14 protein-coding genes are annotated in these 15,434 nt (G+C 53.2%); 7 read left to right on the top strand and 7 right to left on the bottom strand.

Translation table 11 applies throughout. The features are described 5' to 3' along the window. Positions 1 to 83: 83 nt before the first annotated feature. From O3S68_RS15970 to O3S68_RS15955, 4 genes are all read right to left on the bottom strand, one after another. Positions 84 to 1,172 carry an ABC transporter substrate-binding protein gene (locus O3S68_RS15970; protein ID WP_160268989.1) on the bottom strand — a complete coding sequence of 363 codons (1,089 nt, stop codon included), beginning with the start codon at positions 1,170 to 1,172 and terminating at the stop codon, positions 84 to 86. Positions 1,173 to 1,415: 243 nt separating this feature from the next. Beyond that, on the bottom strand, positions 1,416 to 1,787 hold the full coding sequence (locus tag O3S68_RS15965) for a DUF3592 domain-containing protein (protein WP_269231919.1): 372 nt from the start codon (positions 1,785 to 1,787) through the stop codon (positions 1,416 to 1,418). A gap of 31 nt (positions 1,788 to 1,818) precedes the next feature. Further along, positions 1,819 to 2,202, bottom strand: coding sequence for a DUF3592 domain-containing protein (locus tag O3S68_RS15960; protein WP_269231918.1), 384 nt, complete (start codon positions 2,200 to 2,202; stop codon positions 1,819 to 1,821). A 17-nt stretch (positions 2,203 to 2,219) separates the two neighbouring features. Next, positions 2,220 to 4,481, bottom strand: coding sequence for a type VI secretion system Vgr family protein (locus tag O3S68_RS15955; protein ID WP_269231917.1), 2,262 nt, complete (start codon positions 4,479 to 4,481; stop codon positions 2,220 to 2,222). Between the two features lie 412 nt (positions 4,482 to 4,893). Between O3S68_RS15955 and O3S68_RS15950 the strand changes: the two genes are divergently transcribed. From O3S68_RS15950 to phnE (O3S68_RS15930), 5 genes are all read left to right on the top strand, one after another. Beyond that, positions 4,894 to 5,223, top strand: coding sequence for a hypothetical protein (locus O3S68_RS15950; protein WP_269231916.1), 330 nt, complete (start codon positions 4,894 to 4,896; stop codon positions 5,221 to 5,223). A gap of 130 nt (positions 5,224 to 5,353) precedes the next feature. Further along, positions 5,354 to 6,196, top strand: coding sequence for a phosphonate ABC transporter ATP-binding protein (gene phnC / locus O3S68_RS15945; RefSeq protein ID WP_097407959.1), 843 nt, complete (start codon positions 5,354 to 5,356; stop codon positions 6,194 to 6,196). 35 nt (positions 6,197 to 6,231) lie between these two features. Continuing rightward, on the top strand, positions 6,232 to 7,173 hold the full coding sequence (phnD, locus tag O3S68_RS15940; protein WP_020454882.1) for a phosphonate ABC transporter substrate-binding protein: 942 nt from the start codon (positions 6,232 to 6,234) through the stop codon (positions 7,171 to 7,173). An 82-nt stretch (positions 7,174 to 7,255) separates the two neighbouring features. Further along, complete coding sequence (gene phnE, locus O3S68_RS15935) at positions 7,256 to 8,128, top strand: phosphonate ABC transporter, permease protein PhnE (protein WP_269231915.1); 873 nt, start codon at positions 7,256 to 7,258, stop codon at positions 8,126 to 8,128. Then, complete coding sequence (gene phnE, locus O3S68_RS15930) at positions 8,125 to 9,006, top strand: phosphonate ABC transporter, permease protein PhnE (protein WP_269231914.1); 882 nt, start codon at positions 8,125 to 8,127, stop codon at positions 9,004 to 9,006. Before phnE (O3S68_RS15935) ends, phnE (O3S68_RS15930) begins: the two co-directional genes overlap by 4 nt. Before the next feature lie 51 nt (positions 9,007 to 9,057). On the opposite strand, the gene hdeA is transcribed toward phnE (O3S68_RS15930), so the two are convergent. Genes hdeA through O3S68_RS15915 form a run of 3 tightly spaced genes read right to left on the bottom strand, consistent with a single transcriptional unit; the run spans position 9,058 to position 12,361 of the window. Next, positions 9,058 to 9,372 (bottom strand): acid-activated periplasmic chaperone HdeA, encoded by a 315-nt coding sequence (gene hdeA / locus O3S68_RS15925; RefSeq protein ID WP_020454885.1) that lies wholly within the window; start codon positions 9,370 to 9,372, stop codon positions 9,058 to 9,060. A gap of 41 nt (positions 9,373 to 9,413) precedes the next feature. Next, positions 9,414 to 10,940, bottom strand: coding sequence for a glutamate:gamma-aminobutyrate antiporter (gene gadC, locus O3S68_RS15920; protein WP_269231913.1), 1,527 nt, complete (start codon positions 10,938 to 10,940; stop codon positions 9,414 to 9,416). A gap of 35 nt (positions 10,941 to 10,975) precedes the next feature. Then, entirely contained in the window at positions 10,976 to 12,361 is a 1,386-nt protein-coding gene (locus O3S68_RS15915; protein WP_269231912.1) for a glutamate decarboxylase, read from the bottom strand. A gap of 443 nt (positions 12,362 to 12,804) precedes the next feature. On the opposite strand from O3S68_RS15915, the gene O3S68_RS15910 reads away from it, so the two are divergent. Further along, positions 12,805 to 13,731 (top strand): aminoimidazole riboside kinase, encoded by a 927-nt coding sequence (locus O3S68_RS15910; protein WP_045510868.1) that lies wholly within the window; start codon positions 12,805 to 12,807, stop codon positions 13,729 to 13,731. A gap of 163 nt (positions 13,732 to 13,894) precedes the next feature. Then, complete coding sequence (locus O3S68_RS15905) at positions 13,895 to 15,412, top strand: carbohydrate porin (RefSeq protein WP_269231911.1); 1,518 nt, start codon at positions 13,895 to 13,897, stop codon at positions 15,410 to 15,412. Positions 15,413 to 15,434 lie beyond the last annotated feature (22 nt).

The following is a 15,434-nucleotide window of genomic DNA, read 5'->3' as shown; positions in this document are numbered from 1 at the left end:
TTCCCTTTGGTCAGGAACCTCACGCCAACCCGCTGGCTGAGAAAAGGGTTGTGCGCAAAACCGGCGCACAACCGGTCAGGGCGTTATTTAGCGGCAGCAGCGCGCCATTGTTTAATAAATTCCAGACGTTTTTTCGGCTCCAGATACTCCAGCAGCGACTCATCCACCGCAATCGGCTTCAGTGCGTCGCCCAGCTGTTTGGTCATGCCATCGATGTCGTTTTTGCCTTCAATATCGTTACGCAGCGAGGGGATATCCGCCTGGTTAGCGAGAATGCTCTGCCCTTTTTCCGACAGCACATAGTCAAACCACAGTTTCGCGGCGTTGCTGTGCTCTGCTTCAGCGCTAATAAACGACACGCGCGACAGCACCAGCACGTAATCTTTCGGGTAGGAGATGCCCAGCGAGTTATCCCCCTTCGCGCGCGCTTCGGCGTAGGAGCCCAGGATGTTGTAGCCAATCAGATTTTCGCCGGAAGAGACGCGCTCCATCATCGTGCCGGTGGAGGATTGCACGGTTAAACCGCCCTTCGCCACATCCGCCAGATGGGTGAAATAGTCTTTGTCGTGCTTGCTGTCTTCAACCGCGAGCATAAAACCAAGCCCCGATTTTTCGATATCGTAGGTGGTGACTTTATTTTTGAATTTGTCGGTCTGACTGGCGATAAGTTTGCCAAGCGCGGTGTGCGAATCCGGTACGTCGCCCGCCGGGATCAGGCGTTTGTTATAGATAAAGACCACTGGCTCGTAGGTGGTGCCGTAGGCTTTTTTCTCCCAGACCGCCCACTTGGGTAGTTTATCCAGCTCGGGCGACGCGTATTCAGCCGCATAGTCGGTAGCCAGCTTCAGCGCGGTATCCATTGAGGAGCTCCAGACCACATCGCCACTGCCGCCACCGGAAGCCTGTTCGCTAAGATAACGGTTGTACAGTTCGGTACTGTTCATATCGTTATATTCCACTTTTATGCCCGGATACTGCGCCTCGAATCCCTTGATCAGCGGGCCTGCGGCTTTGGTATCGGTGGTGGAATAAATAACAACTTTGCCTTCTTTGGTTCCGGCGTCTACGATTTTCTGGTAATCCGCCGGGTACCCCTGAGGCACGGCAGCCAGCGCAGCGCCGGAAAACAGCGCCGCCAGCGCCACGGCCAGAACAGTGAATTTCTTATCCATGAACAAACCCCTTTGGTATCATTTTTTTAAACACAAATTTAACATATAGCGTGCATTTCACCCGCTGCAACGCAGTGGCTTGTTTTTTCCAGGTTTTGTGACGCTGGCGGGATTAAAATTCATGCTGTTGCAGTGTGCGGGCATAACGCGGGTTAACGCGCTGGCTGGAAAGGGAAAATGGCGCGAATCTCAGGCGAAAAGTCGGTGGAAGGACATCCCTTGCGGCGAAGGGAATGGCGGGGATTAATCCCCTAAAATTAACGGGCGGTCATATAAGATAATGTGCTGCGGATTTTGCGGATCGTACTTCACGGTCGTGCCGTTGCCCTCGGCAAACCGCACAATTTCACGGCTATCCAGGAACTGAAACACGCTCGCCTGCACCAGTTGCCCCTCGCGCGTTCTGAAGCGCAACACCAGTTCACAATAGACAGAGCGCCTGTCCATCCAGTTGGTGCGTTTAAGGGCAATAATATCGGCATTCGCACCGATACCGTGTTTCATCACATGGGCTTCGATAAAGAGCTGGCGAACCCAGCGCAGCGCGTAATAAAGCAGAAACGCCGCCAGGGCGGCAATGAAGGCGGAAACAACATAGTCCAGGTGGTACGGCATAAGGTTATTTCCTGACCTGAGAAAACGGATTTTAATCGCCTAAAATCAATGGGCGATCAGACAGCGCAATACGCTTAGGATCTTTGGGATCATACTTAAGCGTCACACCATTTCCGGGCTCAAATTGCATAACGTCCTCTGCCGCTAACGGGCGCTCAAGACTCGACTCAACCTCAACACCTTCGCGAGTTTTGAATTTAAAAGTCAGCCTGTAAACGGGTAGCCCTCCCTCAAATGAACCAGCACGACTCCTGGAGACAATAGTGGCTCCAACGCCAACACCATTTTTACGCACATCTGATTCCATCATTGTTTGTCGAATACCCGGTATCACCATCGAACCGGCCATGATCAAAACTCGAATGGCGACAATAGCGATAAAGAGATAAACGAGATACATCCATCTGAATTCCATTTTACAGCTCCATCATTTTAAACTATTAACGTCAGAGCCTTAGAACTCCACCGTAACGCTCCTGACTCTAGTAAGACCCCAACCTGCTTGTAATCCAGCGGCACATTTTTCTTTTCAAATGCTTTTGAACTAATAGAAATAACATTACGTGAGATAGCTGTGTTCGCTACACCGATAGACAGAGCTTTATAATCAAACGCAACACCTGTAACCCCTTCCGACGCCCCAGTGAAGCTAAGACTATTGCCCGTCACGGCTTCCTTATGGCCACCCACGGTATAAGTTGATTTCGGTGCATCAAGATCGATGGAAACACCGCTGCGCAACGTTATGGTTTGCGGGCTGGTAATGGTAATTGTCCCGTTGTTAACGTTTTGCGTCCAACTGCCGCTGTTAACATTGATTGTCACGCCACCATCAATCGTTTCGGTTTGCCCGCCTTTAACAGTGGTTATCAGCGCGCTATCGAAGTTTTGCGTCATATTACCTGTTACATGGTGCAACTCATTGCCCGTCACATCGGTTGTGCGACCATCTTTTATGATCACATTGTCACCGCCGCTGGTGATTTCCAACTTACGGCCATTCTGGATGGTGGTGGTTTCGCTATCGTTAAAGGCTTTGATTTCCGCTTTCTTTACCGTAGTTGTGCGCTTCGCCTGATAATTGAAGGTCGCATCCTCCGTGACAGTATCGGTCTGCGTCTTTTTGATAGTGGTATTGCGATGACCATCAATATTGACCGTTTGGTCATTTTCCACCGAGACAGACATATCTTTTTCTGAATGAAGCTGGACGGCTTCACTACCCGGTTTATCTTCGAAAAACAAATAGCTGGCATTATCTTTATTGCCATCTTTACTGCGCGTCATAAAGCCCATCACGGTTGCTGCCGCAGGCAGTTCCCATGGAGGCATGCTGGCTTCGTTATACACGCGTCCGGTAATAATCGGGCGATCCGGATCGCCATTAATAAAGTCGACAACCACTTCATCGCCAATGCGCGGGATCTGCACCCCACCAAATCCCTGCCCTGCCCACGCGCTGGAGACACGCACCCAGCAGGAACTGGTATCATCGCCTTTCGATTGCCTGTCCCAATGGAATTTAACTTTCACACGACCATAACGATCGGTCCAGATGCTCTCACCAAGTGGGCCAACGACGTTAGCCGTCTGCGGGCCATAGGTTCGCGGCCAGGGTGTTTTCACTTCGGGACGATACGGTGTTGAAGCAGGAATCACAGAGAAATCAATGCGGTGCATGGTTTCACCTGCATCGCTTGAGGAATAAGGGTTTTCACGGAAATCATATTCAGCGGTAGTAACCAGATAGTCGCCATTATCCCCGGTGAAAGGCGCGTTCCTCAATGTGAAAACAAACCCTGGCGCAATGCCGGTAGCCGTTGCCGAACCACCAATTTGCTGGTGATCCACCTGCCAGCGCTCCTGGCGAATGCGGGCATATTTCTCACCATGGCTATGTTGCGTAAAACGACCGGGCCATTCATAAACATCAATATCGCCGGGTTTTGGCGATGCCGGGTTCTGCCGGGCCTGGAAAAGCCATGCATTCGGCTGGCGGAAGTCGTAATCCTCAAGACTTAATTTTCCGGGCGTAACGCTATCTTCCATCGCCCACTGGCTAATCCCCTCTTCATCAGTCACCCCGCCAGACGTTGTCGAATGATAGGGAATCGATTCATAGCCCGGGAATGTTTCATGTTTTGAGTCGGCATCATTCAGTACCAACATATGGCGATCCGCCTGATGGCGAAAGTAATAGCTAATCCCTTCGAGTTCCATCAAACGGCTTACAAATTCGAAGCTGCTTTCCTGATACTGAACGCAGTAATCCCAGACGCGATAATTTCCGGTTAGCTGGTCATCCACATTCACCTGATATTCACTGAACAGCGTTTTGACAATTTCCGGCACCGTCTGCCCCTGGAAAATACGCATATTGCGGTCGCGTTTCATCGGCCAGAGGTCTGACTCGACGGTAAGCGTATAGGCAGCATAACGCGTACCGGACAGCTCAACAGGACGCACACCGGCACGCGTTATTTTGCCGTTGAGGTAGCGCGGTGTTGTCAGCGATTGGGTAGGTATCGTGATGGTCACGGGCTGACCAAGCAGCTTATTGCGATCAAGGCGAGCATCCTCGCCCAGTAAAGTGAGACTGAATAAATAAGGTTCAGATAGAGCTTCATGACCGGACAATTGCCAAAACAACAGATTACTCGCTACAGGGAGTTGTACAGAAATACGCTCGTTCATACGTGTTGCGTCCTTAGTACGGCGCGTGTACCTGCGCCTTCAACCTTTTGTTCGCGAAGCCCTATTCGGTTACAGACTATGTGAACCGTGTTTATTCTGGCTTAACGCCAACAATTACCTCAGCCAATGAAAATACTCATCCATGATGACAATTTATATTCAGATCAACTGACCGGAAGTGGGTATCTCTTTCGCTGTGTCATATACAAAAGCTTACACAGAATACGCACTTTGCCCGGCTTGGAGATAAGAATAATCTGAAGATAAAATCACAAGCTGTTCTATGGAGTAACCGATGTAAAAAAGCGATAGCGTTGACATAATCACAGCGCATGAAGCAACCGAGTTCTCACAAGCCCGTTCGACAGTTGTTATTGGCGGGGTCGCTACAAATCTCATCGTTCCATGCCTGGTGCTGGAAGCTGCGGTACAAATCGATTCACGCCATTATCTGCTGTTTCTCACCGACGACATTATTTTTGAAGAGTGGCTGACGATAGTGTTGTTGGATATTCATCATGGTGTGAAAGAAACAGTGCGTATTGGTCAGGCGTGGGCCAGCGGCTATTTTGAGAATTTGTCGGTCAAAGAGGAGGAAATAACCTTTCGCTTTCTCGGCGATGCGAAATGGCGTGTAAAAATAACCCTTACTCCCCGTCTGCGCTTTCCCTTTTTTTTTCCGATCCACCAGCCGTTCACCGCGCACCGGGCTGGAAAAAACACCTCACCGTCGATTGCGTAAAATAAAGGTCCACACGGGCGAGTATCTAAGCCAAACACCCGTGTTCATTATTTGTTCGCTTTTTCGTCATAAAACGATCATCACCCGTGCTCTTAATGGTCGCCAGTTTAATGAAAAAACCGGAAGACTTATGAACAGCGCGTTGGCAGAAATCTCTGAAGACCACTATTCGTCTCTGCATCAATTAAACACGGTGCCGAAGCAAAAGGTGCTGAGCGTGAAGAACTTACGCAAAGCCTATAACGCGCACCAGACCGTGCTGCACGACATCAGTTTTGATCTGCACAGCGGTGAGATGGTCGGCGTGATTGGACGCTCCGGCGCAGGGAAATCCACCTTGCTGCATGTACTAAACGGCACGCACAGCGCCACCTCTGGCGAAATTCTAAGTTTCCCGGAAGTGGGTACACCGCGCGATGTCACTCATCTGAAAGGTCGTGCGCTTAATCAGTGGCGCAGCCAGTGCGGCATGATTTTCCAGGACTTCTGCCTGGTGCCGCGCCTCGACGTGCTGACCAATGTGCTGCTCGGCAGGCTTAGCCAGACGTCGACGCTGAAATCCCTGTTTAAAGTCTTTACCGATGAAGACCGCGCCAGAGCAATCGCTTTGCTGGAGTGGCTGAACATGCTGCCGCATGCCTTACAGCGGGCGGAAACGCTTTCCGGCGGTCAGATGCAGCGTGTCGCCATTTGCCGCGCGTTGATCCAAAACCCCTCTCTTTTACTGGCGGACGAACCTGTCGCTTCGCTGGATCCGAAAAATACCCAGCGCATCATGGGCGTATTACGCGAAGTGAGCGAGCAAGGCATCAGCGTGATGGTGAACCTGCACTCCGTGGAGCTGGTGAAAGAGTATTGCACCCGCGTTATCGGCGTTTCCCAGGGACGGATCATTTTTGACGATCATCCCTCCCGGTTAACGCAGGACGTGCTGCAGGTGCTGTACGGCGATGAAATCAGTCAATTGCATTAATTATTCCTTCCAATGAGACGACACAGGCAATGACAATGAAAAAGCATATTTCTGGCGCATTACGTTTATCGGCATTGATGACAGGTCTTCTGCTGGCATGGCAGGCGGCTGCCGCGGAGCAGCCGAAGGAATTAAATCTGGGGATTTTGGGCGGCCAGAACGCAACCCAACAAATTGGTGATAACCAGTGCGTGAAAGAGTTTCTGGATAAAGAGCTCAGCGTGGATACCAAGCTGCGCAACTCGTCTGATTATTCGGGCGTGATTCAGGGTCTGTTGGGCGGAAAAGTCGACGTGGTGCTGAGCATGTCCCCCTCCTCTTACGCATCCGTGTATATCAATAACCCGAAAGCCGTGGATATCGTCGGGATCGCGGTGGATGACAAAGATCAATCGCGCGGTTACCACTCGGTGGTGATCGTGAAAGCCGACAGCCCGTACAAAAAACTGGAAGATCTGAAAGGTAAAGCGTTTGGCTTCGCCGATCCGGATTCCACTTCCGGTTACCTGATCCCGAACTACGCCTTCAAACAGAAGTTTGGCGGTAACGCGGACAATAAATACAACAACTACTTCTCCAGCGTCACCTTCTCCGGTGGTCACGAGCAAGATATCCTCGGCGTGCTGAACGGCCAGTTCGCGGGCGCTGTAACATGGACCTCGATGGTCGGCGATTACAACTCAGGCTACAGCGTCGGGGCGTTTAACCGTCTGATCCGCATGGATCACCCGAACCTGATGAAAGAGATCCGCATCATCTGGGAATCGCCGCTGATCCCGAACGGCCCGATTCTGGTGAGCAACAGCCTGCCGGCGGATTTCAAAGCCAAAGTGATTACCGCGGTTAAAAAACTGGATACCGATAACCACGCCTGCTTCGTGAAAGCGATGGGCGGTACGCAGCATATCGGCCCGGGCAGCGTGGATGACTTTAAGCAGATTATCGAGATGAAACGCGAACTGGTTACCGCACGCTAATCCTTCGCCGCATCGATTCTTCGGCCCCTGCGTAAAAACCAGGGGCTTTTATTCGATGGTCATACAGGATCTCCCGCTACGCATGAATATGTCGAATACGCAGTTTGAGCACTACTATCAGCAAGTCCGAATGCGACAGAAGCGCGACACTGTCGCCTGGTCGCTGGTGCTGCTGGCGCTCTATTTCGCCGCCGGTAACGCGGCAGAATTCAATCTCACCACCATCTGGCACTCGCTGCCGAACTTTATGGATTACATGCTGGAAACGGTGCCGACGCTGCACTGGCCGGTGCTGTTTGCCGACAGCCACACCAAAGGCTCGCTGGCGTACTGGGGCTACCGTTTGCCGATCCAGCTCCCGCTGATTTGGGAAACCCTGCAACTGGCGCTGGCTGCAACGCTGGTTTCATTCGCCATTGCCGCCGTGCTGGCTTTTCTGGCGGCGGGCAACACCTGGTCTCCGCCGCCGGTACGTTTTGCCGTGCGTACGCTGGTCGCATTTTTGCGTACCATGCCGGAACTGGCGTGGGCGGTGATCTTCGTGATGGCGTTTGGCATCGGGGCGATCCCCGGATTTCTGGCACTGGCGCTGCACACCGTTGGCAGCCTGACCAAGCTGTTTTATGAAGCGGTCGAGAGCACGCATGACAGACCGGTGCGCGGGCTGGCCTCCTGCGGCGCGACACGTTTGCAACGCATTCGCTTCGCGCTGTGGCCGCAGGTGAAACCGATTTTTCTCTCTTATGGCTTTATGCGTCTCGAAATTAACTTTCGCTCCTCGACCATTCTTGGGCTGGTCGGCGCGGGCGGCATCGGCCAGGAGCTGATGACCAACATCAAACTCGACCGTTACGATCAGGTCAGCATCACATTGTTGCTGATTATTATCGTCGTTTTCGTGCTCGATACGCTCTCTGGTCGCTTGCGCCAGTGGGTGCTGGAGGGGAAAAAATGACCAACTGGCAAGCCGTACCGAATGTGGAATTGAGCCGCAAATTAAACCGAAAACTGTTCCAGGCGCAGGGGCGTTATCTGCGCCGCCTCGGGCTTATCGCCCTTGCCGTACTGCTCTATTACGTGTGGTTCTTTATGCAGTTCGGCATTCCTGTTGAACAGGCGCTGACCGGCATGCAGCAGATCGGCCGCTATATTTTGCGCATGTTCGTCTGGCATGATTTCCTCAACTGGCCGTTTGGTTACTACTTCACGCAGATTGGCATTACGCTGGCGATTGTCTTTGCCGGCACAACGACCGCCACACTATTCGCGCTGTTGTTGTCGTTTTTTGCCGCGCGCAACATCATGAAAGGCGGCATTGCGGGCGTTATCGCTTTTTTCGTGCGCCGCCTGTTCGATATGTTGCGCGGCATTGATATGGCGATCTGGGGGCTGATTTTTGTGCGCGCCGTCGGGCTTGGTCCGCTTGCCGGGGTGCTGGCGATCATCATGCAGGACACCGGCTTGCTCGGCCGGCTGTACGCCGAAAGCCACGAAGCGGTGGATCGCTCGCCAGGGCGCGGCTTAACCGCCGTGGGCGCGGGCGGTTTGCAGAAACACCGCTTCAGCACTTTTACCCAATCCTTCCCGACATTTCTGGCGCTGAGCCTGTATCAAATTGAGTCCAACACCCGCTCGGCAGCGGTGCTCGGTTTTGTTGGCGCGGGCGGGATTGGTTTGATTTACGCCGAGAATATGCGGCTGTGGAACTGGGATGTGGTGATGTTTATCACCGTGATTCTGGTGGCGGTAGTGATGCTGATGGATAGCGCGTCGGCCTGGCTGCGCCGACGCTATATTACCGGCAAGACAGTGCCGCTGTTTAAACCCGAGTAAGTTGCCGGGGCCTCAATGCCCCGGCAGGTTAGCCATAATAAATTTTCGCGTTCACATATCCTTTTTTAGTTTGTCCCACTCGCCCTCCACTTTGCTTTTGAACGTGGCCTGTTTGTCCTGTTTGCAGGCTTCAATCACGGCGGGCGTCACCGTTTCAATCCCCTGAACATCCACCACCGCTTCTTCAGGTTTGTCCTTGTTATTTAACGCTTCAGCAATGCCGATGGCAGTTGGCTGGAAAGAGGCTTTCAGCGCGAGGAAATCCTCACATGTCCAGCTATTCACGGGCTTACCTTTATCTGCTGCCTGTGTTGCAGCGGAAACCAGCAGCAAGCTGCCAACGATGATGCTAACGGTTGTTTTCATTCACTTCTCCTTATTAATGACTCATATCATTGAAAAAACTGCTATTCCTTAGGGGCTAAATGATGCGGTGAACGCGCGCGTGGATGGATAAAGAAATGTCCTTTCGGCGCATTATCAGCGGTGATGGCAACCAGGGTCACAGTGCCTTGTTTACCGCGCTTGTCATGCAGCGCGTAGACCAGAAAGGGGAGGATCAGCACAATCACAAAACAGATAACCAGCAGCGTGATGTACTTCTCGTCGGCGCTTTCGCCGCCAATCGAGGCCGGTGGATAAAACGAGACGATAAAGGCCAGTAGCGAAACCAACAAGCCCAGCCCTGCCACCGCGAGCCGGAATCCTTTTACGCCGGGAATATGAAAGGTGCGCTTGAGCTGTGGCTGTTTGCGAATTAACTGCATATAGCCCAGGAACAATAAAAAATAGCTACACAGATAAATCACCACCGTCAGCGTCAGGGCAATCAAAAAGGACATATTGCTCCCGCCCCCCGCATTGGTGAGCACCACCAGCGCAACGGATGTCATCAGCAGTTGGCTCACCACCAGCGTCACCGGCACACCGTTTTTATTAACCCGGGCGAATGGCGCAGGCAGTATGCCTCGCTGCGCGGTGACATACATGCCGCGAGACGGGCCAACAATCCATGAGGCGATCTCTGCCAGCACGCCCAGTACCAGTAGCGCCGCGATGACTTTTACGGCCCAGGCGAGTCCGGCACCGTAATGGGTGATTAACACGCTGAAAGTTTGAACGACCCCGGCAGAAAGGTTGATCTCGTTATGTGGGATCACGGCCGCGACAGACAAGCCGCCAATCGAACTGAGGCAAATCGCGGCGATCATCAGCAGTATCATTGCCAGTGGATAGTCACGGCCTGGGTTGTTCATTTCGTTAACATGCGTAGCCGACGCCTCGACCCCCATATAACTCAGAATGAACGCCACAAAGACCACCAGCGTGCCAAGCCGGGTGAAATCCGGGACAAACGTCGACATATCAAAAGTGATGGCCAGCGGCGCGCCGCTGAGAAGGTACGCGATGGCCAGCACCACGAGGATAGCGGCAGGCAGCAGGATGCCGCCGAAGAAGCCCAGTTTGGCGATTTGCGCGGTATATTTCGTGCCGCCAAATTGGGTAAACGCCAGCGCCCAAAGAATGATTAACGCGGCGATTGTTTTCGTCAGCGGGTCACTGTTCAGCGCTGGCCAGTCAAGGATATAAGCCAGCGCGCCCAGTACGAAGTAGAGCATCGGGATAAAACCGATCGCGATTTGCAGATAACCAAACGAAATTGCCGCAAACCCCCAGCGTTCTCCCAGCGTTTTTGATACCCAGGTGAAGATCCCGCCCTCTTCCCAGCCCTCAACCGTGGCCATTTCAGCCGCACACAGGCCAACCGGGATAAACCATAAAATACCGCCCAGTAATAAGAAAAAAACCAGGCTGAAACCCGATGTCGCAAACGTCGGGTATTCATACACCGCCATCACCATGGATGCGGTAATAGCAAAAAAACCAATCATGGATAATGTTCTAGCCGGAACGCTTTTGTTCACCGCCTCCATGGCACTCCTCCTTTCATAACGAGACTTTCCGGGCCTCAGGCATGATTAAAACCACTGGCTTCCTCAGCGCTGAGCGGGTTTATGACCGGATGGCGGGAAAAGTAGTCAAGCGCGCGCTTAATATCGTCCACCAGCAAGCTGGCGAGATCATGGCTTACGCCGTGGCGCACCAGCACCCTCTGGATAACCAAATCTTCGCGATGGGCCGGCATTGAATAGGCGGGCACCTGCCAGCCGCGGCTGCGCAGGCGATCTGCAAGGTCATAAAGGGTGTATCCGCCAATGGCGCGCTCGGTGCGCAGCGTCCACGCCAGCGCAGGAATGCCTTGCTGGCTGTCGCCATCGAACAAGATTTTGAACGGCCCAAATTTGTCGATTTCCCGCGCCAGATACTGCGCTGTCTGGTAACAGGCGTGATGAATTTTCGTGTAGCCTTCCCGCCCCAGGCGCAGGAAATTGTAATACTGGGCAATGACCTGCCCGCCAGGTCGTGAAAAGTTGAGGGCGAACGTCGGCATGTTGCCGCCGAGGTAGTTAACATTAAAAATCAGTTCTTCCGGCAAATCAGCGGCCTCGCGCCATACGACCCAACCGGCACCCAGCGGGGCAAGACCGAATTTGTGGCCAGAGGCATTAATTGATTTCACCCGCGGCAGGCGAAAATCCCACGCAATGTCCGGTGCGCAAAACGGCGCCAGAAACCCGCCGCTGGCACCGTCAACATGGATGGGAATATCAAGACCGGTTTCCTGTTGCAGCTTATCCAGCGCATCATGCACCGCTTTTACCGGCTCATACTGGCACGAGAAGGTGACGCCCATCGTCGGGACAACGCCAATGGTGTTCTCATCAACCCGCTTGATCACCTCTTCGGCGTTCATCACTAACCGCTGGCCTTGCAGGGGAATTTCGCGCAGCTCAACATCAAAATAGCGGGCAAACTTGTGCCAGCAGATTTGCACAGGCCCGCAGATCAGGTTCGGTTTGTCGGTAGGTTTGCCTGCAGCGGCCTGTTTTTTTCGCCAGCGCCATTTCAGCGCCAGCCCGCCGAGCATTGCCGCTTCAGAGGAACCAATCGTCGAGCAACCGAGCGTGTTTTGCGCCTCCGGCGAGTGCCATAAATCGGCCAGCATATGTACGCAGCGAGACTCAATTTCAGCCGTTTGCGGGTATTCGTCTTTATCAATCATGTTCTTGTCGATGGACAAGTCCATCAATGTCCGAATTTCATCATCGACCCATGTCTGGCAAAACGTTGCCAGGTTTTGTCGTGAGTTACCGTCAAGCATCAATTCGTCGCGTACTGCGGCAAAGACATTGCGCGGGTCCCGTTCTTTAGCGGGGAACTGGTGTTTTTCCAGGGACGAAGATAATTCCAGGGAGGCATAAATATCATCTATGCCAGGGTATTGCTCATCCATGTGCTCTCTCCTTATGGGTGCAATCGGTAATTCGTTATGCCTGAGAAAGCTATAAACCCTGATTTTTATTTTTTCAAACGAATGGAATTTCCTTATCCAGTAATTAAATGAATGGAAATGGCATCTCATTAGACTGAATTTTAAAGAAAAAAACCATTAACAGGTGAAATGTATATTTATTAATAAGAACAACTAACCTGCTGATATAAATAACCACCCTCATTATCTTAATTTATATTTCATGAGAAAAATTCAGATCTTATATGGCCGGAAATCGTTATTTTCCGCCTGACTATATTCTTCTTTCTCTGATATATCTTTTACGTTGCGCATAAAATCCACCGCACAGCAGGGGTTAAAAAATCACAGGTCTTGCAAAACATCATTGATTTGCTAAACCGTTTTAGTTAATTTTTAGCAATACGTTTTGTCAGGAGAAAAGCATGTCAGCCAGAGTCTGGTGTCTGGGCGATGCCGTCGTGGATTTACTGCCGGAAGCACCGGGACATTTAATGCAGTGTCCCGGCGGCGCACCGGCGAATGTTGCGGTCGGCGTTGCGCGGTTACAGGGAAATAGCGGGTTTATTGGCCGCGTCGGTGACGATCCATTTGGTCGTTTTATGCAACAAACGCTGTCAGCAGAACAGGTCGACACGGCGTTTATGCGCGCTGACCCGTCGCAGCGCACCTCCACGGTGGTGGTGGCGCTGGACGATGACGGTGAACGTTCGTTTACCTTTATGGTACGCCCGAGCGCCGACCTGTTTCTTGCCGAAAGCGACCTGCCGGAATTCCAGTGCGGCGAATGGCTACACTGCTGCTCGATTGCGCTGGCGGCAGAACCATCGCGATCCACCACCTTCTCTGCCATGCAGCGGGTGCGCAGCGCGGGCGGCTTTGTCAGCTTCGATCCCAATATCCGCCAGGATCTCTGGTCGGACGCCACGCAGCTTCGCCAGTGCCTGAGCCAGGCGTTAACGCTGGCCGATGTGGTGAAACTGTCTGAAGAGGAGCTGGCGTTTTTTTCCGGTTCCACACAGCTTGAGGCCAGCATGCAAGCCATGGCAAGTCGTTATGCCATTAGCTTATTGCTGGTGACACAAGGAAAAGCGGGCGTCACCGCCTGGCACAGCGGCAAGATATTCCACTACCCCACTTTACCGGTGGTGAGCATCGATACCACCGGTGCGGGCGACGCCTTTGTCGCCGGGTTGTTGTGGGGGCTCGCGGAGCACGGCCTGCCGGACTGCGAAGCGCAGTTGTCCGCGAGGCTTGCCAGCGCGCAGATCTGCGGCGCGCTGGCGACTACCGCCAAAGGTGCGATGACCGCCCTGCCGTATCACCACCAGCTTCTGGAACAATGCCGCTGATTTAGCGGGCCTGCCGTTTCGTTTTGCGAGCCGTCTCACAATCACTAAACCGGTTTAGCAAATTTCATTGCGTGTAGAAAATGGCCTTGATTATGATTCGAGGCCTAAACCGGTTTAGCAAAATAACTCTGTGATGATGGCTCTTCCTTAGGGATGCAAAAAGATGAAAAAAAGCACGCTCGCCGTAACCCTTGGTTTGATATTAAGCGCCGGGGCCGCTCACGCCGCCGCCCCCAGCATGAGCAGCATTGAAGCGCGTCTCGCCGCACTGGAACAGCGCCTGCAAGCCGCAGAACAACGCGCTAACGCCGCCGAAAACCGTGCGCAGGCCGCCGAAAAACAGGCCCAGCAACTGGCTGCCGCCCAGCAAAAAAACCAGACCACCACCGCCCCGGTTGAACAGCGTATCGCCAAACTGGAACAAAAAGCCGCTGACGAAGGCGGGTTTGAGTTCCACGGCTACGCCCGCTCCGGCTTGCTGATGAACAACTCGGCCGCCAAAACACAGGGTGGCCCAACGGTGACACCTGCCGGAGAAACCGGCGGCCACGTTGGTCGTCTGGGGAATGAGCCGGACACCTATGTCGAGATGAACCTCGAGCATAAACAGACGCTGGCGAACGGTGCGACCACGCGCTTTAAAGTGATGCTCGCCGACGGGCAGAAAACCTATAACGACTGGACGGCGTCCTCAAGCGATCTCAACCTGCGCCAGGCATTTACCGAAATCGGCCATCTGCCAAGCTTCAGCGGCGCGTTTAAAGATTCCACCTTCTGGGCCGGTAAACGCTTTGACCGCGACAACTTCGACATTCACTGGATCGACTCCGATGTGGTGTTCCTCGCCGGGACTGGCGCGGGCGTGTACGACATGAAATGGGGCGACAACGCGCGCAGCAACGTCTCGATTTACGGGCGCACTTTCGGTGATATCGAAAACAGCAAAAACACCGCGCAGAACTACATTCTCTCGCTGAATAACTTCTACGGTCCGGTGCAGTTGATGGTGAGCGGGATGCGCGCCAAAGACAATGATGACCGCCTCGATCTCGACGGCAACAAAGTGAAGAGCGATGCGGCGAACACCGGCGTACATGCTCTGCTCGGCCTGCATAACGACAGCTTCTACGGTCTGCGCGAAGGGTCAGCGAAAACCGCGCTACTGTACGGTCACGGCCTGGGTGCGGAAGTGAAGTCAATCGGTTCAGACGGCGCGCTGCTGCCGGAAGCCAACACCTGGCGTCTTGCCAGCTACGGTATTACGCCGCTCGGCGGCGGCTGGCATATTGCCCCGGCACTGCTGGCGCAGACCAGCAAAGATCGCTATGTCAAAGGCGACAGCTATCAATGGGCAACCGCTAACGTGCGCCTGATTCAGGGCTTTACCGAAAACTTCGAAATGCAGTATGAAGGCAGCTATCAGTACATGGATCTGCGCCCGGAAGGCTACAACAGCCGCAACGCGGTCAGCGGCAACTTCTACAAACTCACCGTCGCCCCAACGCTGAAAGCCAGCGATGTGGGTGAATTCCTTAAACGCCCGGAAATCCGCCTGTTCGCCACCTGGATGGACTGGGATCATCGTCTGGATAAATATGCGAGCTCCGATGCCTTTGGCAGCGACGGCTTCAAGGCCGGCGGTGAATGGAACTTCGGCGTACAAATGGAAACCTGGTTCTGATGAAACGGCTCCTTCGGGAGCC

Source organism: Kosakonia sp. SOY2, from assembly GCF_027109175.1.
Classification (GTDB): domain Bacteria; phylum Pseudomonadota; class Gammaproteobacteria; order Enterobacterales; family Enterobacteriaceae; genus Kosakonia.
The sequence above is the reverse complement of the archived record's forward strand: the minus strand, read 5'-3'. Positions and strand labels throughout refer to the sequence as shown.